22 protein-coding genes and 4 tRNA genes are annotated in these 25,594 nt (G+C 41.8%); all 26 read right to left on the reverse strand.

What is annotated here, in order from left to right:
- Positions 1-381 precede the first annotated feature (381 nt).
- Positions 382-1,659 (reverse strand): IS110 family transposase, encoded by a 1,278-nt coding sequence (locus tag ACQYAD_RS13255; protein WP_430235492.1) that lies wholly within the window; start codon positions 1,657-1,659, stop codon positions 382-384.
- Between the two features lie 25 nt (positions 1,660-1,684).
- A complete protein-coding gene (locus ACQYAD_RS13260) occupies positions 1,685-2,182 on the reverse strand; it encodes a hypothetical protein (protein ID WP_430238886.1) in 498 nt (165 codons plus the stop codon).
- Positions 2,183-2,390: 208 nt separating this feature from the next.
- Positions 2,391-2,870 (reverse strand): 23S rRNA (pseudouridine(1915)-N(3))-methyltransferase RlmH, encoded by a 480-nt coding sequence (gene rlmH, locus ACQYAD_RS13265; RefSeq protein WP_430238888.1) that lies wholly within the window; start codon positions 2,868-2,870, stop codon positions 2,391-2,393.
- 90 nt (positions 2,871-2,960) lie between these two features.
- On the reverse strand, positions 2,961-3,182 hold the full coding sequence (locus ACQYAD_RS13270) for a CxxH/CxxC protein (RefSeq protein ID WP_430238889.1): 222 nt from the start codon (positions 3,180-3,182) through the stop codon (positions 2,961-2,963).
- A gap of 274 nt (positions 3,183-3,456) precedes the next feature.
- Positions 3,457-4,713, reverse strand: a complete 1,257-nt coding sequence (locus ACQYAD_RS13275) for a S1C family serine protease (RefSeq protein ID WP_430238890.1) — start codon at positions 4,711-4,713, stop codon at positions 3,457-3,459.
- A 185-nt stretch (positions 4,714-4,898) separates the two neighbouring features.
- Positions 4,899-5,693 carry an MBL fold metallo-hydrolase gene (locus ACQYAD_RS13280; RefSeq protein WP_430238892.1) on the reverse strand — a complete coding sequence of 265 codons (795 nt, stop codon included), beginning with the start codon at positions 5,691-5,693 and terminating at the stop codon, positions 4,899-4,901.
- A gap of 5 nt (positions 5,694-5,698) precedes the next feature.
- On the reverse strand, positions 5,699-6,493 hold the full coding sequence (locus ACQYAD_RS13285) for a two-component system regulatory protein YycI (protein ID WP_430238894.1): 795 nt from the start codon (positions 6,491-6,493) through the stop codon (positions 5,699-5,701).
- The gene (locus ACQYAD_RS13290) at positions 6,480-7,802 is read right to left on the reverse strand and encodes a YycH family regulatory protein (protein ID WP_430238895.1); all 1,323 of its coding nucleotides are present in this window, start codon (positions 7,800-7,802) and stop codon (positions 6,480-6,482) included. Before ACQYAD_RS13290 ends, ACQYAD_RS13285 begins: the two co-directional genes overlap by 14 nt.
- Entirely contained in the window at positions 7,799-9,625 is a 1,827-nt protein-coding gene (walK, locus tag ACQYAD_RS13295) for a cell wall metabolism sensor histidine kinase WalK (protein ID WP_430238896.1), read from the reverse strand. Before walK ends, ACQYAD_RS13290 begins: the two co-directional genes overlap by 4 nt.
- A gap of 6 nt (positions 9,626-9,631) precedes the next feature.
- Positions 9,632-10,342, reverse strand: a complete 711-nt coding sequence (yycF, locus tag ACQYAD_RS13300) for a response regulator YycF (RefSeq protein ID WP_430238898.1) — start codon at positions 10,340-10,342, stop codon at positions 9,632-9,634.
- Between the two features lie 191 nt (positions 10,343-10,533).
- Entirely contained in the window at positions 10,534-12,003 is a 1,470-nt protein-coding gene (locus ACQYAD_RS13305; RefSeq protein ID WP_430238899.1) for a peptidoglycan DD-metalloendopeptidase family protein, read from the reverse strand.
- 402 nt (positions 12,004-12,405) lie between these two features.
- Positions 12,406-12,478 (reverse strand) — tRNA-Phe (locus tag ACQYAD_RS13310).
- Between the two features lie 34 nt (positions 12,479-12,512).
- Positions 12,513-12,589, reverse strand: a tRNA-Asp gene (locus ACQYAD_RS13315).
- Positions 12,590-12,599: 10 nt separating this feature from the next.
- Positions 12,600-12,671, reverse strand: a tRNA-Glu gene (locus ACQYAD_RS13320).
- Positions 12,672-12,688: 17 nt separating this feature from the next.
- A tRNA-Lys gene (locus tag ACQYAD_RS13325) sits at positions 12,689-12,764 on the reverse strand.
- Positions 12,765-13,890: 1,126 nt separating this feature from the next.
- On the reverse strand, positions 13,891-15,183 hold the full coding sequence (locus ACQYAD_RS13330; protein WP_430238900.1) for an adenylosuccinate synthase: 1,293 nt from the start codon (positions 15,181-15,183) through the stop codon (positions 13,891-13,893).
- A 185-nt stretch (positions 15,184-15,368) separates the two neighbouring features.
- Positions 15,369-16,733, reverse strand: coding sequence for a replicative DNA helicase (gene dnaB / locus ACQYAD_RS13335; RefSeq protein ID WP_430238902.1), 1,365 nt, complete (start codon positions 16,731-16,733; stop codon positions 15,369-15,371).
- 131 nt (positions 16,734-16,864) lie between these two features.
- Complete coding sequence (rplI, locus tag ACQYAD_RS13340) at positions 16,865-17,314, reverse strand: 50S ribosomal protein L9 (protein WP_430238903.1); 450 nt, start codon at positions 17,312-17,314, stop codon at positions 16,865-16,867.
- The gene (locus ACQYAD_RS13345; protein ID WP_430238904.1) at positions 17,311-19,284 is read right to left on the reverse strand and encodes a DHH family phosphoesterase; all 1,974 of its coding nucleotides are present in this window, start codon (positions 19,282-19,284) and stop codon (positions 17,311-17,313) included. Before ACQYAD_RS13345 ends, rplI begins: the two co-directional genes overlap by 4 nt.
- Before the next feature lie 24 nt (positions 19,285-19,308).
- The gene (locus tag ACQYAD_RS13350) at positions 19,309-20,253 is read right to left on the reverse strand and encodes a YybS family protein (RefSeq protein ID WP_430238905.1); all 945 of its coding nucleotides are present in this window, start codon (positions 20,251-20,253) and stop codon (positions 19,309-19,311) included.
- 482 nt (positions 20,254-20,735) lie between these two features.
- Positions 20,736-20,975 (reverse strand): 30S ribosomal protein S18, encoded by a 240-nt coding sequence (gene rpsR, locus ACQYAD_RS13355; protein WP_430238906.1) that lies wholly within the window; start codon positions 20,973-20,975, stop codon positions 20,736-20,738.
- 57 nt (positions 20,976-21,032) lie between these two features.
- Positions 21,033-21,539: a single-stranded DNA-binding protein gene (ssb, locus tag ACQYAD_RS13360; protein WP_430238908.1), complete on the reverse strand. Its 507-nt coding sequence runs from the start codon at positions 21,537-21,539 to the stop codon at positions 21,033-21,035.
- Positions 21,540-21,601: 62 nt separating this feature from the next.
- On the reverse strand, positions 21,602-21,889 hold the full coding sequence (gene rpsF / locus ACQYAD_RS13365; RefSeq protein WP_430238909.1) for a 30S ribosomal protein S6: 288 nt from the start codon (positions 21,887-21,889) through the stop codon (positions 21,602-21,604).
- 152 nt (positions 21,890-22,041) lie between these two features.
- The gene (gene ychF, locus ACQYAD_RS13370) at positions 22,042-23,142 is read right to left on the reverse strand and encodes a redox-regulated ATPase YchF (protein ID WP_430238911.1); all 1,101 of its coding nucleotides are present in this window, start codon (positions 23,140-23,142) and stop codon (positions 22,042-22,044) included.
- A gap of 141 nt (positions 23,143-23,283) precedes the next feature.
- Entirely contained in the window at positions 23,284-25,290 is a 2,007-nt protein-coding gene (locus tag ACQYAD_RS13375; RefSeq protein WP_430238913.1) for a molybdopterin-dependent oxidoreductase, read from the reverse strand.
- A gap of 104 nt (positions 25,291-25,394) precedes the next feature.
- Positions 25,395-25,592 (reverse strand): DUF951 domain-containing protein, encoded by a 198-nt coding sequence (locus ACQYAD_RS13380; protein WP_430238915.1) that lies wholly within the window; start codon positions 25,590-25,592, stop codon positions 25,395-25,397.
- Between the last annotated feature and the right edge of the window lie 2 nt (positions 25,593-25,594).

Consider the following 25,594-nt stretch of genomic DNA (forward strand, 5'->3'; position numbering starts at 1 on the left):
CTCCCTCTATAAATGTTGATGTACCAAGGGTTTGAGCCATTGGTACGGTGTCAAAAAAATATTTTTCGACAAAGTCCCCTACAGTATTTTCATTATATGTGAAACTATTCCACCATATGGGTACGCTACGCGGTCACTACTGGATATTAGTGGAAAGTAGTGAAAGGAATTTATGTGATGCACAATGGATCTCTGCGTAGCTTATGATGACGTACCCTCCCATGTCTCTGGGCATCAGTGTGCCTACATTCCTTCGTTCGGTCTAGTCATAAGGCAGAGGCTAGCGAAGCTCCTTTAGGGACTCGAGGTCGAATGGAAAATATAATGCCAGCTTCTCCGTGTCATCCTGTTGTCTAGGTCTATTAAAGGGGATGTAGGGCTTTACATAGCCTCTGCGAGACTAGGAATATCCCTCATCATTCGCTGTGCGTCGAACGCTTTGTGCTTCGTGCTAATTCCATGTAATACTTTTAATAGCTTACCGCATAGGACCACAATGGATTGCTTCTTACGTAACGGGTTAACCTGACGGTTCGTGTAATACTCATGTAGCTTTCTAAAAGCTTCGTTATGGCGAATCATTGGCATCATCACTCGGAACAGGAGGGCGCGCAGCTTCCTTCTGCCCCGTTTGGAGATTCGCTTTTGTCCTTTATGCAGACCGGAGGAATTTTCACGTAACGTTAATCCCGCAAGTTTGATTATTTGGCGTGGGTCTTCGTAGTGTGAAAAGCTTCCGATTTCCGCTAATAGATCAACTATCGTTGTATCTCCAAGCCCTGGTACAGTTGATAACCATTCGTACTCTACAGACGTTTTTACTAGCTCAACCAAGTGCCCGGTAATGTTTTCGATATCTTCTTCTAACTGATGGTAACGGCTGACGAGTGTGGCAATTTCAATACGGGCCATCTCACGTCCTTCTGTTACTCCGATAGAGTTAGCTGCTAATTCTATAAGACGTATTGCTTTTGGTCTTTGGGGGGATTTGAGCCCCTCAACCTCTCGATAAAGGGTTAAAACTTCATCGGGTTGTTTCTCGTGAAGATCACTTGGAAATGGGGTACATTCTAGTACAGCCATGGCCATTTTTCCGAAGGATGGAAATACTTGAGTGAACTCAGGGAAATAGCGATCTAGCCAGCGAATCATCATGTTTTTGACAGTGCCTAATTCCTCTGTCAACTTGCCTCGGAAGGTTGAGCCAACACGAAGTTCGGCCTCCATCTCTTTAAGTATCCGTGGATAACTAAAGCGTCCGTCCTTTACAAGACGAGCGATCACCAGCGCATCTTTGCGGTCATGCTTGGTTGGCAGATTGTCGTCCAACTCTTTTGATCGTTTGACGTGCATAGGATTCGTCATGACTAAGGGAATGCCTCGTTCCTCAAGGAAGTAGGCTAAATTGAGCCAGTAATGTCCTGTAGGTTCAATCCCTACAATGACTTCTGTTTTTTCATGTTCTTTCATCGCACTCAAAATACGTTGATAGAAAAACTCGAAACCGTTAAAAGACTGCGAAACTGCAAATGACTTTTGGAGCACTCGGCCGCGGTCATCTACAAAGCAAGCGTAATGTGTACGCTTAGCAATGTCGATTCCGACAACAAGTGTTTTCTCGGTAACTTGATTTATTTTTTGATTTTGTTTAAAATCCATTATGGAGTCCTCCTTGGTTAACAAATTAGGGGTTAATTCGTCGAGATTTGACACCCCGCATCATACCAAGAGGGCTCTTTTTGTTCAAGTCCCCGAAAATCCTTCTAACAGGAATGCTCCTTTTTGGCTTATTTTTTTGAATAAGATACAGAACTTCTAAAAATCCGAAGTAATTATTTATAAATCCCTTACTTAAATACCCTATATCCTTTGTTTTATAATACCCCTCAGACATTTTTGTTAATTTGATTTTCTTATTTTTGTTCTTCATTAATAGGTTTGCTCTTTCTAGCGTAGGTCTAACATTTCGCGCGGTGGTTTGAGAAACTTTAAAGACTTCAATAATTTTATTTGTTAATTGATCATCAGGCACTTCACCGTTGTTTTTTACATATGATAACACCAATTCAAAATCTTCAACTAAACAGTCATTAAGTCTGGGTATAGATAGTATTGATTTATACCTATCCACGGTTTCTTCTATATTTGTCTCTATCTGACTCAATATATTTAAATTGTCCATTTTCCCACCCTTAAATTTTGGATATGCAATTATTACTAGAAACATATGCAATTTTAAAAAGTCTAATTTCCCTGCTATGCAAAGATTATCTTTAATTTAATTATATTATAAAACCCTAAATCAAGAACTCCTTATTAACTTAGGGTTTCCTACATTAATTTATCTAAGTATTCCTTCTTAACTAATATTTCTATTTTTTGTTTTACCACTATTTGTGATACGGTTCACCCCGATTAATCCGAAACGCCCGGTAAATCTGCTCAACTAAAATGAGCCGCATAAGCTGGTGGGGAAAGGTCATCCGTGAAAAGGAGAGTTGCTCATTTGCGCGTTGCAGCACTTCGTCGCTTAAACCGAGGGAGCCGCCGATGACGAAGGCGATTTTGCTTTTTCCGTAGGTGGCCAGTTTGTCTAGGCTGTCGGCCAGTTCTTCGGATGACTGCATTTTGCCGTTGATGGCGAGGGCGATGACGTGGGCATCTGTGCTGATTTTGGCCAATAGGCGTTCGCCTTCCTTTTGTTTGACTTGTGCCATTTCCAAGTCACTCAATTCTTCTGGGGCTTTTTCATCGGCGACCTCGATCATTTCCAATTTTGCATATGCCGATAAACGCTTTACGTATTCCTCAATTCCCTGTTTTAAATATTTTTCTTTTAATTTACCAACCGTAACAATTGAGATATTCACAATCCACAACTCTCTTTTATGTAATTACAAACATGATATCCACAGTTCTTATCCACATATCCACATTTTTTATCCACATATTGTGTGGGATCACTCGTTCCCCACAACATATACAGCCGTATTTCGACAAAATTCACAGTTTGTTGATAAGTTATCCACATCTAATTTTGATAAAATCGGAAATGTTTCAAATTCGTCCACAATCATATCCAGTGCAAGATCCACATGCTCTTCACAACAATAAATCATTTTTCTACTCAACCCTTCATCAGAGAATGTACTCTTAGTCTTAACCAATTGGCCGATCTGCATTCCTGCTGCAGCCTTCCCCATTTTAACACAAAAGAAAACCCGACGATTGGCCAGCCTTTGTACGGTTCAAAAGGCGTAGTTGCCTTATACTGCTTTAAACGGCATGTCCTATCCATCGAGTGTTCAAAATCGCTCGGTATTCTCTAAAGAAAACTCACCGCTCGGCAAGCCTTTGGCGAAGATAGAGATGTAGTTCCCCTTATGCATTCAGAATTTGTGGATATACATTCTGATTAGCCAAGAAAAAAGCGGAGCAATCACCCCGCCTTTTTCGTTATCCCTTGATATTCGTTTTATCTTCACCTAAAGTGACGGTTGTTTCTTGCAGTTTTCCATTCCGATAAAACTTTACAGTCATTTTTTCACCAATTTTTTTATTCTGATATAAGTGTTTACGGAGATCGATGACATCATTGATCTTCTGGCCATCCAGTTCGACAATGACATCCAACTCTTTCAAGCCTGCTCTGTCAGCTGGTGAGCCTGGAATCACTTGTCTTAAAGCAACCCCGTAATTGACATCATTCGGCAGTTTTAACGCTTGCTGCTGATAGTAGGCTGGAATTTCGGCTACTGATTTTAAATCAACTCCCAAGTATGGCCGCTTCACTGTGCCGAATTTTTCAAGGTCGGTGATGATCGGTTTTGCCGAATTAATCGGAATCGATAGGCCAATTCCTTCCACAGCATTCTGGGCAATTTTCATTGAGTTGATTCCGATGACCTGACCGGCAATATTAATAAGCGCTCCGCCGCTATTACCTGGGTTAATTGCCGCATCGGTCTGTAAAACTTCCGCCTGCCAATCCATGACACCATCCTGATTAATATCCACAGGGATGGTACGTTTTAAGCCGGAAATAATTCCTTTTGTAACAGAACCTGAGAAAGTAGGACCAAGCGGGTTTCCAATTGCAATAACTGGTTCACCTATCTTCAACTTATCGGAATCACCAAACTCCGCTACATTTTTCACCTTCGTTCCATCGATCTGCAACACGGCTAAATCCGTCCAAATATCGCTCCCCAAGAGCTTGGCAGGAAGCTTTGTTCCATCATCAAAGCTGACCTCCAGCTTTGTTGCTCCTTCAACAACATGATGGTTTGTCACAACATATGCATACGTCCCATCATTTTTATAAATCACACCTGAACCCGTCCCTGCGGCCTGTTCACCATTTCCCTGCGCACTGCCGCCATCCGACCAGAAATTCGATGATTGAATATTGGTGATCCCAACAACAGCGCTTTTTGCCTTTTGAACAGCTTTTGTCGTATCCGTTTCGACGTCAACAGCAACTTGTCGCTGGACAATTTCGTTTTTGTTTCCGGTAATTAAATTGTTTTGACCAGTCGTGTTTCCCGGTTGGATGTTATTTGGCAGCATACCGCGTTCAGCCAATGATGGAGCTGCAAAGATGACGAGAACAGCACCGATAATAGCCCCTGCCAAACTTGCCAAAAAATAACCGCCTTTTTTTCTTGGCTGTTCTTTATAACGCGATTCTGCATGATCGTCATAATAGCCCAATTACACCATTCCTCTCTCCAAAAAATAAACCCTCTATCCATTATTTTGGCTTTCTCGAAACCATTATACTCAATCCTTTTTCACTTTCTAAAAAATGTTGCCTGTGAAATGCAAAAAAAAGAGACGAAAATTCTTCGCAAAGAACCTTCTCTCTTTTTTATTTCCAATATCAAAATCTGCTAAACCTACACAGCCGTTAAGACGGTCGGATTTTTTGCATCCGTATCATACAAATCAAATTGTTCGCCAACAATCAGGCCTCTTGATTCAAGGGTTTGAGTCACGGACATTCTGGCTAATTCCTTCATATTATTATCAAGACTTAAATGGGCAAGGTACACGCGCTTTGTTTTGTCGCCGATCACGTCGCTCATCGCAATCGCGGCGTCTTCATTCGAAACATGGCCGACATCACTTAAAATTCGGCGCTTAATGTTCCACGGATAGCGCCCCATCCTAAGCATTTGCACATCATGGTTTGACTCAAACACATACATATCTGCGTTCGAGATGATTCCTTTCATTCGATCACTCACATAGCCTGTATCGGTAATGAGGACAAGTTTTTTTCCAGCATGATGAAAGACGTAAAACATCGGCTCGACAGCATCATGTGAGACACCAAACGATTCAATATCAGTCGCACCAAAGCTTTTGACCGTTTCCATGTCAAAAATAAACTTTTGTTCTGTAGGAATTTCCCCAATATGGCTCTCCATGGCCTGCCACGTTTTTTGATTTGCGTAAATCGGAACTTTGTATTTTCGGGCAATGACACCAAGCCCTTTAATGTGATCGCTATGCTCATGGGTAACAAATAAGCCGGAAAGACGGCCCATATCCCGATCAATTTTTTGAAAAAGGGTTTCCATTTGTTTACCGCTTAAACCAGCATCAACCAGAAACGAATGCTGGCCATCTTCTACATAAATGGCATTACCAGTACTCCCGCTTGCAAGGACACTAAACTGCAAAGACATTGTTTTCACTCCACTACCTTATTTTCATCATTTTTAAAATCGATAATCTGCCCTTCAAACGCATTAACGAACAAATCCTGTTTGTTATCAACCACAATATGCCATGTGGGCGCCATCACTTGCGAAGCCGCAAGCTGGATGAGCGTTGCATAGCCAAGCTCCACTTTGGTAATTTTGCTCTTTGGCTTCAGCATTCCTTTTTGATGGAGGGTTTCAATGGCCTTTAACGGCGGGAGAATTTCCTGTTTGGCTGTCAGCTTTTCAATTCCCTCAAGATATGTTTGTTCATATGCATAAATTTGATTATCCTTATTAAAATAAAAGGTAATCATTCCGCTGAGATTGTTAAAAAAAGTGTCGCCCTCGTATTGCTGCAAATACGTTATCGTATTTTTCTTATCATTTTTTTCCCAAAATGCGTAATGCTCGCTGTAAAGAACATTTTCTTTTAAAAAGGAAGACATACTGGCTTCTTCAAACTTTGAATTTAACTGAATCGGTTTATCTAACGTTGATTCAAGTGTTGTTGCATTTTTCAAATAAACCGTTTGCCCTTTAAGCTTTGCAAGTTCTTCTTTGGAAAAAGCTTTCGGCTTCGCGCTAATGTATTGATCCTTAATGGGTGTTTTCGGAAGCTCGACATAGTGAATTTCATCGGCTTTCAACTTGTCCTCAAACGATATTTCGGTTATCAATTCGTATTTATTTGCGTCGCGAATTTTTACAAATTGATAGAAAAGGTACACATCCAAAATCAAAAAGGTCACGATAAAAATGGTCTTGATTTTACTCCAATCCATTCGCTGCCCCTCCCAGATCAGCCATCGTTACCTCATTCCACGTTTTATCATAACGATAAAACCATGTGGGTTCTAAGAGGATGAGCTTTGACGTTTTCGTGTCCCGCTTCATTTTATAGCCAAGCACAATTTTTTCAAGCAGTTCAGGCTTGATTTTCTTTTCATACAATAAATAATTCAACACCCGGGATCCGGATGGGAATTTGATTTTTTTCATCTCTGATTTGAGAGGTAATTCTAAAGATATATTGGGTCGGACATATTTATTAATTTCTCTGCGGCCCCATGTCTCATTGATTTCGGACATGCCGCTATCATTGAAAACCGGGTAACCGTCGTCACTATACATCCGAAATGTTACCTTATGCTGCAGCTCATCTTTCTCAACATAGCGGTACGAATCCGTCCAGCCGCCATGTTCATTGACAAAATCAATGCTGCGCTTCACAAGGTCATTTGTACTTTCCGTAAAATCACTGTCAACCGTTGGATTTACATAAAGAAGCATATTGCGGTCATAGTTAATATTCATTTTGCTCGAGCCATTTGTATATTCTTCGCCTTGCGATACAAAACTCTTTTGCACAAAGCTTGGATCATTAAAAAGAGCTTCCTTAAATTCATCGGAATTGAGGGTAACAGGAAGGTACTTGTATTCCATCATATCCTGATCTTTATCCGGCAAAAAAAGGGTTGGTTTATTGGGCCGGTTATAGGCAAAATAATGCGGATACTGCCATGCCCCTTTATAGAAATCCCGAATAAATTCATTTAAAAAACTAACCGCAATCCGGCTTGCATAAACTTGTTCAGTATTGGTTGAAACAAAATAGACAACCCCGTTATCCTTTTCCGGATTTTCGACATTTACAATCATTTTATCAAAATTAAACGAAAGAATTTTTTTCTCTTGAAAGTGAAGAACGTTCCGGTAAAGATCAATTGGAATATCGGTCGGAAACGCAATTTCAACATTTCCGTTTGCTTGGGTTAACTGATTGATATTGCCCATTTGACTCGTTACATTTTTTACATCAGTGAAAACCCATCTGCTTAATTCTTTCGTCAGCCTGTCCAATTCTGCCGGGTCAACTGTCCCAAAATGCTCACCTTTTATATGATACAACGCGATATCTGGGCGGACAATTTTTTTCACTTCCCGCTTTTGACTTAATGTGACCTGTGCCACATAATTGCTGTTTTCCATCGTGTCATAATTGGGCTGATACGTCCATAGATTCCATGTTAAAAAAATGCTGCCAAACACTAATACAGTTAGCACAATTGATTTGATTTTTTCATATCTCATGACCATTCATCCTCTTCTGAACGCTCATATGGAAGCGAGAATGCAATCTCGGTTCCTTTTCCTTCTTCACTTGTTGCCCAAATGCTGCCGCCATGTGCCTGAACCATCTCTTTTGCAATGGCAAGACCCAATCCTGTTCCGCCTAATTTCCTTGATCTTGCTTTATCTACCCGGTAAAAACGCTCGAAAATTTTTCCAATATTCTCTTTTGGAATTCCCATTCCTTGGTCGGCGACACTGACAATTACTTTCTCTTCCTCTTCCTTTATCGAGAAAGTAATCTGTCCCCCTTCTGGAGAATATTTGATTGCATTTGAAATGATATTGTATAAAACTTGCGTAATTTTATCTTCATCGATTTCCAAAAGAATGGAGTGCCCAGGCAGCTCCCGTTTAAATGTCAGATTTTGTTCTTTTGCCATTTCAAAACGGTCAATAATTTGATTGAAAAAGTCGACTAAATCCACCCATTCTTTTGTTAACTGATAATCGGTACTGTCCATCTTGGAAAGCTGGAGCAAATCATTTACAAGGCGGATCATCCGCTCTGTTTCTGTTCTTGTAACCTCCAAAAAGTTTGGAGCGATTTCTTCATCTCTCCAGGCGCCATCTGCTAATGCCTCCAAATAACTCCGCATTGTCGTCAATGGTGTCCTTAATTCATGCGAAACATTTGCAACAAATTCGCGCCGCTCCATATTGATTTTTTCCTGTTCAGTAATGTCGTGAAGAACCGTAATTAAGCCGTTAACAAACCCCGTTTCTTTTTGAATAACAGAAAGATTTGCCCGCAAAATATATGGCTTATTTTTCGTGCTATAATCCAAAATCAGCGAATCCTTTTCTTCGATTAAATCTTCGAAAGTATATTGGTCGCTTAAACCAAGCAGCGAAACAATTGGCTGCGACAGCACTGTTTCACGTGAAACATCCAGCATCTCCGCAGCGGGATCGTTAATTAAAATCACCCGGCCTTTCCGGTCTGTTGCAATCACTCCATCGGTCATATAAGAAAGGACAGACGAAAGTTTTCTTCGCTCGCCTTCGGTCATCGCCTGAGCTTCTTGAAGTTTTTTCGTTAAGTTATTAAACGTAATCGCAAGTGTACCAATTTCATCAAAGCCATATACTTTTACTTTCCGTGAAAAATTGCCTTTCGTCATTGCCAGTGCTTGTTTTTTCATATCAGCAATCGGCCTTGTGATCGTTTGTGCCAGCAAAATCCCTAATACGGCAGTGATCGATAATGCAATGGCTGTTCCAGTGGCAAAAATCCGATTAATTGTTTTCATTTGTTCAAATACATTTTCAATTTTCGCCACTACATAAATGGCACCGATAACTTTTTTGCCTGATTTAATCGGCGTTGATAAGACCCAAAGCCGATGGCCTGATTGCGGATCAATTAAAATGCTGCTCTGGTCTTCTTCTAAAATAATCGATTGCTTGATTCGCAATTCCGTTGTTCTTGAACCAACAAGGCCTTGATTGCTTGGAGAAGATGTCCCGAGAATTTTCAGCGATCTCGCATCAATCACTCGTACTTCTGAAATATCGACTGCAGAGAAATCCTTAAGAACTTTTTTTATGTCCTCTTCCAGCGTCGGGTCATCCGCTGTGCGCTGTTTCTGCATTTCTTCAACGACATTGTAAGCGAGCAAGTTCACCCGTGCTTTCAAGGATGTTTGAAAGTTTGTCCTTAGCGTCTCTTCCAGTTGCTTAACAAAGTAAACCCCAATGATCTGCATCGCAACCAATAAAAGCAGAACATAAATGATAACAAACTTTACATGAATCGAGCGAAAAAATCCTACTCTTCTCATCTACATTTACTCCTGCTCAGGATTGCGCAAATAGTATCCAACCCCGCGGCGGGTAACAATCCATGCTGGGTGGCTTGGGCTGTCTTCAATTTTTTCCCGCAGCCTCCTGACGGTAACGTCAACCGTTCGAACATCGCCAAAATAGTCATAACCCCAAACGGTTTGCAGCAAATGTTCTCTTGTCATTACTTGTCCAATATGTTTCGCTAAATAATGGAGCAGTTCAAATTCGCGGTGGGTTAATTCAATGACTTCTCCTCGCTTCGAAACAACATAGGCATCGGGATGGATGACAAGAGAGCCAATTTCAATTTCATTTGTGTCCTCATCTGGAACAGATTGGCTGGAGAGCTGCTGATGACGCCGCAGATTGGCTTTAACCCTTGCAATTAATTCCCTTGTGCTAAATGGTTTTGTTACGTAATCGTCTGCACCAAGCTCCAAGCCAAGTACTTTGTCAATTTCTGAGTCTTTGGCCGTCAGCATAATGATCGGCATTTCATACTTTTTTCGGATTTCGCGGCATACTTCCATCCCGTCACGCATGGGAAGCATGATATCAAGCAAAATCAAGTCCGGCTGAATTTCATCCACCATCTCGACTGCTTCGTTCCCGTCATAAGCACAATAAACATCAAAACCTTCTTTTTTTAAATTAAATCGCAAAATATCTGCAATCGGTTTTTCATCATCTACAACTAGAATTTTTTTCTCCATACTGGTTGCCCCTTTCACAATGGCGGTCTATATTAATTTCATCACTAAATTATTCGTTCTCAGATCTATTTCTTAGTCCTAAAAGAGTCTATTTACTCTATCTTACTTTACCATGTTATTTGTCGTAATTCATCTTTTAACAACAATTGACAGCAATCGGTAAAAAAAAGCCTCTAGGAATACTAGAGACTTTACATACTAACGTAGTTTAATGGATTTTGCAGCTGCCCATTTTTGTAGACTTCAAAATGAAGGTGGATACCTGTAGAGTCTCCGGTTGACCCCATTACTCCAATGGCCGAGCCTTTTTCGACACTTTGGCCTGGACGGACGCCTATGGATGCCATATGAGCGTAAACAGTCCGAAAACCATTTTGATGGTCGATTACTACTTTGTTTCCATATCCGCCATCCCAGCCAGCTGAAACCACTACACCATTATCGGCTGCTTTAATTGTCCGGTTGCTTGGTCTGGCGATGTCAATCCCTTTGTGAAGTTTATTCCAGCGCACCCCTTGTTGGCTTGAAATATAGCCGCCGACCGTTGGCCAAACAAAGCTCCCCTCACCACGAGATGGAATAACTTTTGTCCCTTTTACAATCACTTTTTTAACCGGCTGTTTGAGGACATTTTGGCTGATAACATTCTTGGCTGTTGTCGTGCCATTTTGCTCCGTTATTTTGTATGTGACAGCTTGGAGTCCGTCTTGCCCTTCTTGCTTCACCTTTGTTTCACCTGTAGGCAGATTCGGATCTTCAATGACTTCATTTTGGTATGGAATCGGTTCTTGTTGGTTTACTTCTTTTTCAACAATAACATCAAGATACGATTTTGGTACCGTTATATTGATTTCCCGACTAATTTTTAAGACTGAATTTTCATTTAAACCAGGATTGATTGCAAGTAATTCAGCTAATTTTAACTGATGATCATTTGCAATTGATCCAAGTACATCTCCGTCTTTTACCTGATATTTCTTTTCTTCTACCGTTCCTTTTTGTAAAAAGGTCACAGCATTGTCAGCTGTCAATATTTTTTCCGGTGCAGCCTTTGCGTCCGCAAATGAAACATTTTTGGATAAACGAACGTCTACTATTCGTGTCTCGTTATTTTTAAGCGCCGGTAAGGAAGCTGGTGTATTTTTTCTAGCCTCAAGCTCTTTTAACTGCTCTTCCGTCACATATTGAAGTTTAAGTTTTTTTATGACTTCTTCTGCCGTGCTGCTGTTATCAAGGTAAACAATTGGCTGCCCATCGATGACGATTGCAGATGCCTTTACTTGCAGTTGGAAAAAGTTTTTTAACTTCTCAATTGTTTTTTCATTGTCTGCAGTAGAATGGAAAACCTGTTCAGGTATGTATTTAAGTTGTGATGAAAGCTGAAGATTGAGATCTTTATTTGCTTCTGCTAATGTGTTTACTTTTTCTTTTAGTGTTTGGTCAATTTGTTTTTTATCAGAAACTGTGCCTACAAATGTATCGTTTAGATAAACGTAGTAGATGGTTGTTAAATTTGAAGCGCTTGCATTGGCTGTTGGGCTGCTGCTGAAAATAAGCGCTGATGCTGCAATTGCGGATACAAGAGCCGTTTTTATGCCGGCTTTCTTGATCGGTTTGTTGTTGCTCATTAGATTGGATATTCTTTGTTTTTGGAACGCCATTACTTATCCTCCCTAAGATACAGAACAAATCTTCTAAACTAGTTCTTATGGTCTATTAATCAATTTTTTCACCTTTTAACTTTACCATATTTACTATAAAAAAGATGAGAAGCCTTGGTAATGTAACAAAAATGTATAATTGCTGTCATTTTATGACGATAAATAGTAATTTGTGGAATCGTTCAGATTAAGGAATTAATACTTTGTTAATGATGAAAACCTATTAAAACCTTGAAAATACAAGGTTTTTCTTCAAGGATGGACAGATACATTTTGGATTACAAAATAGGACAAGTTTTTTATTTTTTTGCAAAAATTGGTTCAGATTTTACGACAGTATTACGAAGGTAACAAAGATAACCACAGAAAAGGAGTTTGCGCTTGGCAAACTCCTTTCAAGGATGGCTCGGGACGGAATCGAACCGCCGACACAAGGATTTTCAGTCCTTTGCTCTACCGACTGAGCTACCGAGCCGTATATTTCTTTATCTTCTGTAGGTTATGTAGGATGGCGGTCCGGACGGGACTCGAACCCGCGACCTCCTGCGTGACAGGCAGGCATTCTAACCAGCTGAACTACCGGACCAAAATTGTTATGACCCCTACGGGATTCGAACCCGTGTTACCGCCGTGAAAGGGCGGTGTCTTAACCGCTTGACCAAGGGGCCATGTTTAGTTAAATGAATGGTGAGCCATGAAGGACTCGAACCTTCGACCCTCTGATTAAAAGTCAGATGCTCTACCGACTGAGCTAATGGCTCGTATTAAATTTGTACCCTAAGAAATGATTTCCTTCGTCAGATGCTCGAAAAATCTCCCGATCTTTCTCGCAACTCGCTGTTTATTCAAGATGCTTTGCTCGTTGCTCTACCGACTGAGCTAATGGCTCGTATTGGTTATTTTTCTAAATGTTTCTCTAAACTTGACGACGTTTTTAATAATATCATATGCAAATAGAGATTAGCAATAGGTTTTTTAAAAAATATTTATGCTTTCAGAATTTATGGATATACATAACGATGTAAGAAAAACCGGGGAAAAACCGCCCGATCCTTTTTTGTTTGGTTCTGACAACTAGTCTGTTGATTTCCGCTCCAGGTGCACGCTTTCCGGAGGCGTTCGCCGAGTCACTAGTGACCGGTTCACCCTAAAAAATTGGAGAATCGGGCATTAGAGAAGCCAGTAATGACCGGTTCACCCTAAAAAATTGGAGAATCGGGCATTAGGGAAGCTAGTAATGACCGGTTTACCCTAAAAAATTGGAGAATTGGGCATTAGGGAAGCTAGTAATGACCGGTGAACACTGAAAAACAGGAGAATCGGGCATTAGAGAAGCCAGTAATGACCGGTTTACCCTAAAAAATTGGAGAATCGGGCATTAGAGAAGCTAGTAATGACCGGTTTACCCTAAAAAATTGGAGAATCGGGCATTAGGGAAGCTAGTAATGACCGGTGAACACTGAAAAACAGGAGAATCGGGCATTAGAGAAGCCAGTAATGACCGGTTTACCCTAAAAAATTGGAGGATCGGGCATTAGGGAAGCTAGTAATGACCGGTGAACACTGAAAAACAGGAGAATCGGGCATTAGAGAAGCCAGTAATGACCGGTGAACACTGAAAAACAGGAGGGTCGGGCATTAGGGAAGCTAGTAATGACCGGTGAACACTGAAAAACAGGAGAATCGGGCATTAGGGAAGCTAGTAATGACCGGTTTACCCTAAAAAATTGGAGAATCGGGCATTAGAGAAGCCAGTAATGACCGTTGAACACTGAAAAACAGGAGAATCGGGCATTAGAGAAGCCAGTAATGACCGGTTTACCCTAAAAAATTTGTATAATGAAAACCCCGCTCCTTTATCAGGGGCAGGGCATATGAACACTTTGATTAGATTTGTCTCCAAGGGCTGCTGACCACATTGGTCTGGTTGCGGTCTGGGCCGACAGAGAAGGTTGAAAGCGGAATGCCGACCAATTGGGAAACACGCTCGATGTAATGGCGTGCATTTTCCGGTAAATCATTTAATGATTTGCAGCTGGTAATGTCTTCTGTCCAGCCTGGAAGTTCTTCGTAAACAGGCTCGCATTCTTTTAAGATATTCAAGCTTGCCGGGAATTCATCGATCATCTGACCTCTATAGCTGTATGCCGTACAGATTTTTAGCGTCTCAATTCCTGTTAGCACGTCAATTGAATTTAGCGATAAATCGGTGATGCCGCTGACCCTGCGGGCATGACGGACAACAACGCTGTCAAACCAGCCGACGCGGCGCGGGCGTCCCGTCGTGGTACCATATTCGCGGCCTACTTCACGGATTTGGTTGCCAATCTCATCATGCAATTCGGTTGGGAACGGGCCATCGCCGACACGCGAAGTGTAGGCTTTGCAAACGCCGACAACATGATTAATTTTCGTTGGGCCGACACCAGAGCCAATGGTCACGCCGCCCGCAACCGGATTTGATGAGGTAACAAACGGGTATGTTCCTTGGTCGATGTCGAGCATAACGCCTTGCGCACCTTCAAACAAAACGCGGCGACCTTCGTCCAAAGCATTATTTAACACGACGGAAGTGTCACATACATATTGTTTAATCTGTTGGCCGTACTGGTAATATTCTTCTAAAATTTCCTCTTTCGTAAAACCGGTGGTTTCGTAAATCCGCTCGAACAGGCGGTTTTTTTCCTCGAGGTTGCGCACCAGCTTTTCTTCAAAAACTTCTCGGTCAAGCAGATCGGCAATACGGATCCCAACACGAGCTGCTTTGTCCATGTAAGCCGGGCCAATGCCTTTTTTCGTTGTCCCGATCTTATTTGCACCTTTCCGCGCTTCTTCCACTTCATCTAATTTTAAATGGTACGGAAGAATCACATGGGCGCGATTGCTGATGCGAAGATTATCTGTTGTAACCCCTTTTTCATGAATATAGGCAAGTTCTTCAACCAGTGCTTTCGGATCAACGACCATTCCGTTGCCAATCACACAAATTTTTTCCTTATTAAAGATTCCGGATGGAATTAAGTGCAGCTTATACGTTTCTCCATTAAATCGAATGGTATGTCCAGCATTATTACCACCTTGATAGCGCGCAACAACTTCTGCATTTTCAGAAAGGAAATCGGTAATTTTCCCTTTTCCTTCGTCACCCCATTGGGTTCCAACCACTACAACTGATGACATAAAAGCACCTCCGAATGTTAACCATTCATAAAATTTGAAATGAATCCTTCATTAGTTTACCAATTCACCACAAAAAAATCAATTAAACACGAACATTTAATATTTTAAAAGAAAAAGATGTTCGTAAAATACCAAACCATTACTCTATAAAAAAAGGATTAGCACAAATAGGCCAATCCTTTGATTTAGGCACCCGAAGGAATCGCAGAATCATCAAACCGCTTCTCCAAGTTGACAAATTTATTGTATTCTTTGACAAAGGCAAGCTGAACGGTACCAACCGGACCATTACGCTGCTTGGCAATAATGATTTCGATAATGTTTTTGTTCTCTGATTCTTTATCATAGTAATCATCGCGGTATAAGAAGGCAACGATATCGGCATCCTGCTCAATACTTCCCGATTCACGGATATCAGACATCATCGGACGCTTATCTTGGCGCTGCTCCACACCCCTTGATAGCTGAGAGAGGGCAATGACGGGAACTTGCAGCTCACGCGCCAGCGCTTTTAAGGACCGGGAAATTTCCGAAACCTCCTGCTGGCGGTTTTCTCCCGAACGGCCGCTGCCTTGAATCAACTGCAAATAATCAATCAAAATCATTCCCAAACCGTGCTCCTGCTTCAAGCGGCGGCATTTTGAACGAATTTCGCCCACTCGGACACCGGGGGTATCATCAATAAAAATCCCAGCATTTGAGAGGCTTCCCATCGCCATCGTCAGTTTTCCCCAGTCCTCATCGGTCAGTGATCCTGTCCTCAGCCTTTGGGCATCAATATTTCCTTCAGCACAAAGCATCCGCATGACAAGCTGCTCCGCACCCATCTCAAGACTGAAAATCGCAACATTTTCACCTGTTTTGGTTGCAACATTTTGCGCGATGTTTAACGCAAAAGCGGTCTTACCAACAGAAGGACGGGCACCAACGATGATTAAATCATTGCGCTGAAAGCCTGCTGTCATCCGGTCAAGTTCAGCAAATCCGGTCGCAATCCCCGTAATATCACCGACGCGGCTATGCATAAATTCAATATTGTCATATGTGCGAACAAGAACATCTTTAATATTGTGAAAAGCGCCAGTATTTTTCCGCTGAGCAACTTCAAGAATATTTTTTTCCGCTTCGCTTAAAACAATTTCAACTTCGTCTTCCCTCGTATACCCATCCTGGGCAATGGTCGTTGCGGTGCGAATTAGCCTTCTGAGCAAAGATTTCTCTTCTACAATTCTTGCATAATACTCAATATTCGCTGCAGTTGGAACAGATGCCGCCAGCTCACTTAAATAACTGACGCCGCCCGTGTCATCAATAAGCTTTGTCGCAACCAATTCTTCTGTAACGGTAATCAAATCAACCGCTTTACCTTGATCGCTCAACTTCAGCATCACATTGAAAATTTTCTGATGGGCGGCCCGATAAAAATCCTCTGGAATCAAAATTTCCGATGCTAGCGTAAGTGAGGAAGGTTCAAGAAAAATTGCCCCCAAAACAGCTTGCTCTGCCTCAATATTTTGCGGTGGCAGACGGTCCGCAAATAGTTCATTCATTCTATGCTTAACCTCCTCTTCGAAGAAGGATGAAATCTACTCTATAAAGCAGAAAGAGTGATCAGTCTCAACCGATCACATCTTATCTCTTGTTTATTTTATCATGTTTGCTAAGAAAATGAACTGGAAAATTAGTTTCCTTCTTTAACATGTACATCCAGCATTGCCATTACTTCATGATGGAGCTTGACCGGCACTTTCGTATGTCCGAGGGAACGGATTGCATCCTCCAGCTCCATTTTGCGTTTATCAATTTTAATACCGTGTTTCTTTTGCAGTTCTTCAGCAATTTGCTTTGAGGTAATTGAGCCGAATAGACGGCCGCCCTCGCCAGCTTTAGCGGTTAATTCAACCGTAACTTTTTCCAGGATTTCCTTTAATTTTTTTGCTTCCGCTAATTCCTCAGCTGCAAGCTTTTCTTCTTTCTTTTGCTGAGCGGAAAGCGAGCTCATGTTTGCCTGATTTGCCTCAGTCGCCAGCCCCTGTTTGAAAAGAAAATTTTGTGCATAGCCGTCAGCGACGTTCTTTACTTCACCTTTTTTTCCTTTTCCTTTAACGTCTTTTAGAAAAATCACTTTCATTCCTTTTTTCCTCCTTCAAAATAATCATCAATCGCTTGTTTTAATTGATTCTCCGCTTCCTCTAACGTTATCCCGGAGAGCTGGGTAGCAGCATTGGTCAAATGCCCGCCACCATGAAGGCTTTCCATAATCACCTGAACATTTATTTCACCGAGGGAACGCGCGCTTATCCCGATCAGGTCATCCTTCCGTTTGGAAATAACAAATGACGCAACGACCCCGTCGAAGGTTAACAGCGTATCCGCTGCCTGTGCAATCAATACTTGGTCAAACGCTTGATCATCAAGTCCGCGGGCAATCGCAATCCCATCTTTATAAAAAGCTACGGATTCAATCAATTTGGATCTTCGTATATAGGTGTCCAAATCTTCTTTCAAAAACTTTTGAACAAGGACAGTATCCGCTCCTTGGGCACGCAAATAGGACGCCGCATCAAACGTTCGCGAGCCGGTTCTCAAGGTAAAGCTTTTTGTATCCACAATTATCCCAGCTAAAAGAGCCGTTGCTTCGAGCATCTCAATTTTTCCCCGTTTTGGCTGGTATTCAAGCAGTTCTGTCACTAGCTCCGCGGTTGAGGAAGCATATGGCTCCATATAGACAAGCAACGGGTTTTTGATAAAATCTTCGCCCCGGCGATGGTGGTCAATAACCACTACTTTATCAATTTTATTTAAGAGCCTTTCTTCAATGACAAGTCCTGGACGATGCGTATCGACGATGACCAGCAGGGTGCGGTCAGTTGAGAGTTCGAGTGCATTCTCCGGATTAATAAAGCGTGACAGCAATTGTTCGCTTTGGCGAATTTCATTCATTAACCGTTGCACGGCTGTATCAGCTTTTTGAGAATCAACAACAATATGGGCCTCTTTTTGATTCATTTGGGCTACTTTATAGATGCCAATAGAAGACCCAATGGAATCCATATCGGGGTTTTTATGACCCATAATGATCACTTTATCACTTTCGGCTATTAATTCCTTTAATGCATGTGAGATAACCCGTGCCCTTACCCTTGTCCGTTTTTCAATTGGATTGGTTTTTCCACCGAAGAATTTCACCTTGCCGTTTGCTTGTTTGATCGCAACCTGGTCGCCGCCGCGGCCTAAGGCCAGATCCAGGCTGGACTGCGCGAGATCTCCCAGTTCAGGCAAGGACGAGACCCCTGCCCCAACACCGATGCTCAAGGTAACTGAAACATTTTGCTTCGAAGTTGTTTCACGAACAATATCAAGAATTGCAAACTTTTCTTTTTCAAGAACATGCAAAATCCCTTCATTAAAAACGGCTATAAAGCGCTCAGAGGAAGTTCTTTTGAGAAAAATTCCATTATCCTGTGCCCATTTATTTAATAGTGAAGTCACTAGATTGTTGATGCTCGAGCGTGATTGATCATCCATCCCTTGTGTTAGCTCATCATAGTTATCCAAAAAGATAATGGCTAGTGCCGGGCGTTCGTTTTGGTACATTTTCTCAATTTCTGCTTGTTCTGTTACATCAAAAAAATAAAGCAGGCGTTCTTCACGCTTATGTATCACCCGGAATTTGCGCTCATGCAACTTTATAATTTCCGTTTCCACCTCTTGTTTAATTAGCGGAACTAGCGCTTCAGCAACATCATAAAGTGATCTTCCAACAAGGGTATCCTCGCCAAAACATGAGGCAAGAAACGGGTTTGTCCATTCAATATAATACTCGTCATTGATCAGCATGATCCCGATTGGCATTTCCATTAAGGCTTCTTCGCCGACCCTTTTTACCCGGTAGGACAAGGTAGAAATGTATTCTTCCATTTCCCTTCTCTGGCGCCGATCAATCGAGAACATATAATAAACGGGCAAAAACATGATTAATAGACCGCCCAAGCTGAGAATCCAATTATATAAAAACAAGACGATAAGAAGCACCACTGTAATCGCCAATAAACCGTAGAATGGGTATCGGCTTGACCGTTTTTCTAAATATGCAGGCATTGTTTCAACTCCTAACAGTCGTCTTTACTTTCTTGGTTCTGATCGTCTTCTCAAACCAAAGCCTAAGTCAATTATACCTAATATCCCTATAAGATACAGCAATATTGGCACAAGGAAGGAAAAAATCGCAAGGATAACCGGGATGGACTTTGATGTTCCCCTCTGGTGAAAAAAGAAAAACAAAAAGGTTAATCCCTGAAAAACCATAAACAGTTGCAAAATATACGTTAAATTGGTTAAAACATCAAAACCATATGTACCAGCTTTAGGGTGAAACACGATTCCCGCAAGCATTGTAAGCAAATAGTACCAAATAAAACTTTTTGGCAGTGAGATTTCCCGGAACGGCTTCCAATTTTCAACCTTGATCCCGAACCTTCTAAGAATCGGCAAGGAAAGGAGCTGAATGATAAAAACGGTTAAAAATGACACCATTACGAACAAACTGGGCAAAAGGGTTTTAAGCAATGCCAATGCCTTTGTAAATTGGTCTAAAACTTGGGTCGTTCCTTGCGGTGAACCAAAATTCTTCATAATATCTGCTGACATTTTAAAAGAATCCTGCATTGTTTTAAACAATTCATCAATGTAATTTAGTTGAAAAAAGACAATGGAGACAATGTATTGGCCGACAAGGTTGACTAAAAAAACGATGGAAGCCGAAATTAAAATGGCTGTCCTGCTTTTTTGCCTTTGAATCATATACCCCATAATTGCCCCGGTTGTTCCATATGCGAGCGTGAGCGGCAATGCTAATATGGTGCCCGTGATGAAGGAAATCAATAAGGACGCCACAATAAAAACAAGCACACTTTTCCAATCATTTTTTACAGCAAACAGAATAAACGGAACTGGCAAGAACAGATTAACTACGATGCCAATGACCGGAACATAAATAGTTAACAGCAGTAACACCATAAAGGCAGCTAGTAAAATAGCTCCTTCCGTCAATTTTCGCGCATTCTTCACTTCTTCACCCCTAATAATAGTCTGAAATCCTTTCCCTTTATTGTAGCCAGTTCAGCCCCTCGATTCAACAGAACACAATTCTTTTAAAGAAAATCACTTTTAAAATCAACAAAAATACTTTATAATCTCAAGTTTGACAGTTAAAACCACAAGAATGCTGTAATGACAGGCTTTCTTGTGGTTTTTTTGGCGTCAAAAAATGCGTACTTTTTTAGGTTTTGGTTTGTTTTAAAATCTTTCATCATTCTTTTTTCCACTTGGCTCGATAAATGTGCTGTGCTTCCACTGAATAAGGTTCCAGTAACGCTTGCTCTCGTTCAATATATGTAATGCCCCCCTCTGTTAGGATAGATGTCGTAGGGAACTTTAGTGATATACTTTAGTAACTACGGAGGTCGATCGACACATGACAGAACCCAATAGGTTTTTTTCGCATTAAAAAAACAGCGAGGGAATTCCCTTGCTGTTTTTGCTTGTTACGCTTATTCACCTGAAACAAATGGTAGTAATGCCATTTGGCGTGCACGTTTGATGGCAATTGTTAATTTGCGTTGGTATTTTGCACTCGTACCAGTCACACGGCGTGGTAAAATTTTACCGCGCTCAGAGATGAATTTTTTCAATAAATCTACATCTTTGTAGTCGATGTGAGTGATTCCGTTTGCGGTGAAATAGCAAACTTTGCGGCGCTTCGCACGTCCGCCTTTGCGTCCTCCTGCCATGAAAATTCCCTCCTTTGCAATTGTTTGTATCCTAAAATTTCACTGAAAAGTTGTTGGTTAGAATGGAAGATCATCGTCTGAGATATCTATTTGGCCGTTTCCGGCAAACGGATCCTCATCCACTCTTGTAAAACCTTGATTCGAATTAGTTTGGCGTTGATTCTGATTGCCACCCGCAAATGGATTATTTTGTTCCCTTGGGGCATTGTAATAATCGTTGTCATTTCTTGAGCTTGACGCACTGCTCTTTGGCTCTAAAAATTGAACACTTTCAGCCAGCACTTCTGTAACATATACGCGCTTACCATCTTGTCCTTCATAATTGCGTGTTTGAATCCGGCCATCAACGCCAGCAAGACTGCCTTTTTTCAAAAAGTTTGCCACGTTTTCAGCTGGACGCCGCCAAACGACACAATTAATAAAGTCTGTTTCCCGTTCTCCTTGTTGGTTCGTAAACGTACGATTTACAGCCAAAGTAAACGTTGCAACAGGAACACCATTTGGCGTATAGCGCAAGTCCGGGTCTTTTGTCAATCGGCCAACAAGAACGACACGATTCATCATCAGAATCAACTCCTTTTTCAATCATTTATTGTTTCATGTGGAACATTTATTATCAACTAAGATTATGCTTCTACTTTAACGACGATATGACGAATGATATCTTCGCTAATTTTCGCCAGGCGAGAGAATTCTTCAACCGCTGCAGCTGAAGAAGTAACGTTTACGATTTGGTAGTAGCCATCGCGGAAATCATTGATTTCATATGCAAGGCGGCGCTTGCCCCAATCCTTTACTTCTACTGATTCCGCACCATTGTCGCTAAGGACTGTATTGAAACGCTCAACAAGCGCTTTTTTTGCCTCGTCTTCAATATTTGGGCGGATGATGTACATGATTTCGTACTTTTTCATCACTGTCACCTCCTTTTGGTCTAAACGGCCCGAATGGGCAAGGAGCAATTATTCATTACTCACAAGTTAAAAGTATAGCACAGCTTTCTATGAAAAGCAATGACGGTATTTTCACCGAAAAAACCCCGCCAGTTGGCGGAGTTTTTGTCAGGCTATACATTAAAGCGGAAGTGGATGATATCTCCATCTTTTACTTCGTAGTCTTTTCCTTCAAGGCGGACTTTTCCTGCTTCCCGAGCAGCCGTCATTGATCCGGCTGCCATTAAGTCATCATAAGAGACCGTTTCTGCCCGGATAAAGCCGCGTTCAAAGTCAGAGTGAATAATCCCCGCACATTGGGGTGCTTTCATGCCTTTTCGGAACGTCCATGCGCGTACTTCTTGCACACCAGCCGTGAAATAAGTGGCGAGGCCGAGCAAATAATAGGCTGCCCGGATCAATTGATCCAAGCCCGATTCTGCAATTTCCAGCTCTTCTAAGAACATTGCCTTCTCTTCACCCTCAAGCTCGGCAATTTCCGACTCAATTTTAGCGCAGATGACGATCACTTCTGCATGGTCGCTTTCTGCGAATTCACGAACTTTTTGCACGTATTCATTTGCTGACGGATCACTAACATCTTCTTCACCAACGTTGGCCACATAGAGAACAGGTTTACTAGTCAATAAATGAAGGCCTTTCACGATTTTTAGCTGATCTTCGGTAAATTCAATCGTCCGCGCCGGCTTTTCTGTTTCAAACGTTTCACGGAGAAGCGTTAACACTTCAAATTCGGCCACTGCTTCTTTATCCTTCTGCTTGGCCAATTTTTCAACACGGCCAATCCGCTTTTCAACGGTTTCCATGTCAGCAAGGATTAATTCAAGATTAATCGTTTCAATATCGGCAATCGGATCAACCTTCCCTGATACGTGCGTGATATTATCATCTGCAAAGCAACGGACAACTTGGCAAATGGCATCCACTTCACGGATATGGGAAAGGAATTTGTTGCCAAGCCCTTCACCTTTGCTTGCCCCTTTCACAATTCCAGCTATATCGGTAAATTCAAACGTGGTTGGCACGGTTTTTTTTGGCTGCACCAACTCTGTTAACTTGTTTAGCCGTTCATCCGGAACTTCCACAATCCCAACATTCGGATCAATGGTGCAAAACGGATAATTGGCAGATTCTGCTCCTGCCTGGGTAATTGCATTAAACAACGTGGACTTCCCTACATTTGGAAGTCCGACGATTCCTGCTGTCAAGGCCATCGAACGATCACTCCTCTGTTTAAAACATCATCTATTCTCTTAAGTTTTTTTTAAATTTAGTTGGAAATAAAAATAAAAAGCCTCTCACAATTATAGGCATTTGCCGCCCAAAAGACAAGATGCCGCCATGAAAGGACGGCATCATCCTATTTTTTCAATATTTACGAGACAATCGTATAAAGTGCTGCCAAGGCCATTATCCGATTCGAGCGTTGCGGTTAATTGATTAACGGAACCGCCAAACACCTTGCTGATCCCTTCATCCATCACAATCGTATCGGGATGGATTTTCCCAGCAATGGCTACTGTTCCTTCAATAGTGCCGCGCTCATTCCAAACCCTCACCCGATCGCCATCTTGTAAATTCAGTTGATCCGCAATATTTTTGGCAATTTCCACCCTTACTTGCGGTTCATTTTTCCATATAGGATAGTGCTGCGAATGGTTCGAACGAAGCGGGTGAATCGTGAGCAAATGGTATGGATAGTTCTTTGCTAAATCTGGCTGCGACCATTTCGATTCCCTTGGCAGTGAAAGCGTTAATTGCCCATCCATCCCCTTTATTGACGCAAGGCTAGAGGTAAATTCATATTTTCCACTTGGGGTCTGAAATTTACGGTCGGCCCATGGAATTTCCTGAACAGGCAACTCAATCCATCTTTGCTTTTTTAGTTTTTCCAATGAAATTCCCTGGTTTTTAAGTGAAGCTAGACACATCTCCATCCATTGCTCTCTCGTAAAAGCAAAATCACCGCCAAAGCCAAGATGTTCTGCAAGCTTCGTCCATATCCATAAATCAGACTTTGCTTCACCTGGCGGGTCGACTAGCTTCGGGCCGTAATTCACATAGTGATGATACATAGAAGAATAGTAGAAGTCTTCCTCTTCAAAGGAAACCGCAACAGGTAACACGTAATCGGCAAGCTTTGCGGTATCTGTCATGTATGAATCCATCACCACGAGCGTTTCAACTGATGAAAAAGCTTTCTCTGCAATTGACGTATTGGGCAATTGAGTAAGCGGATTGCCGCACGTAACAAAAATCATTTTGATTGGCGGATCGGCTGCTGCTAACACTTCTTCTGCCTGGTGCATGATTGGGAATTGCCGATGCCTTTGTCTTCGATTCGGCAATGTCAATTGTTCAAATGAGAAACTTTGCCCTACTTGGATATTGGCATAATTTGCTCCCCCGCCAGGGATACCAATATTCCCGCTGATGGCCACAAGAGCATCGATCAATCGGATCGTATTGCCTCCATTTCGATAGCGCTGCATGCCAAGACCCATATAGGTGGCGGTTGGTTTATCTGCATAAATTTGCGCGAACTGGCTGAAAACAGGTACCGGAACCTCTGTCAGTTCGCTTATTTTTTCAAGCGAAATCCCGTTGATCAGCTCGAGAAGGTCCGCAAATCCGATCGTTGAAGTCTCAATAAACTCCCTGTCTTCCAAATGGAGACGGATCATTTCCTTCATCATTCCAATCGCTAGAAAACCATCCATTCCTGGTTTAACGGATAGATACTGATTGGCAATCTTGGCCGTGGCATTGTATACGGGATCAATCACGTAAATGGTGGCGCCGCGTTTTTTTGCTTCAAGCAGCTTTTCATAGAAATGCATGTTCGTCCTCGCTGCATTTCTTCCCCAAACAATAATATTTTTACTGGTTGCAAGATCATTTGGAGCATGGCTGATTGCATTGCCAAAATCCCACTTTTGCGCTTCAATTCCCGCTCCCCAGCAAAGAGAGCCGACAATTTCAGTTACCCCGCCATAACAATTGAAAAACCGTTGATCAAGGTTTTTCAAAATCCCGTTATTTGCATAATCATGGCTGTGCAAGACAGCAGTTGAACCATACGTTTGTTTGACATCCGTTAATTTTGCGGTAATTTCATCAAGAGCCTGGTTCCAAGGGATTTGCTTAAATTGCCCATTCACTTGTTTCAATGGGAAAAGCAGTCTTTCCGATCCATTGGCCCGATCAGCCAACATTCGACCGCGGCTGCAGATTTTTCCTTTTGTAATGGGATGATCTGGATCGCCGTTTACTTTTGTTACCTTTCCATCTTCAACGGTTACTTGTAATCCACAGTTGTCCCAGCAATTTAATGGACATGCTGAATGTTGAATGGTCTCCATTTCTCCTCCCCATTTCCTTAGAAAAAAAAGCATGGAAAAATTTATGATTCGTTCAACGAACAATCAGCAGGAGACAGAAGACCCCCACTGAGTGAAGTTTCCCTTTATTCTTCATGCTTCACCAGTATTTTTTTCATTTTACGAGAAAACTCTTTTCTAGGAATTAACACACTATGGGAACAGCCTTCACATTTAATGCGGATGTCCATTCCCATGCGAATAATTTTCCAGCGATTAATCCCGCATGGATGCGGTTTTTTCATTTCAACAATATCGTTTATGGCAAATTCCTTTTGCTCCAACT

The sequence above is a fragment of the Neobacillus sp. SM06 genome (assembly GCF_050496765.1).
Classification (GTDB): domain Bacteria; phylum Bacillota; class Bacilli; order Bacillales; family Cytobacillaceae; genus JAEVLT01.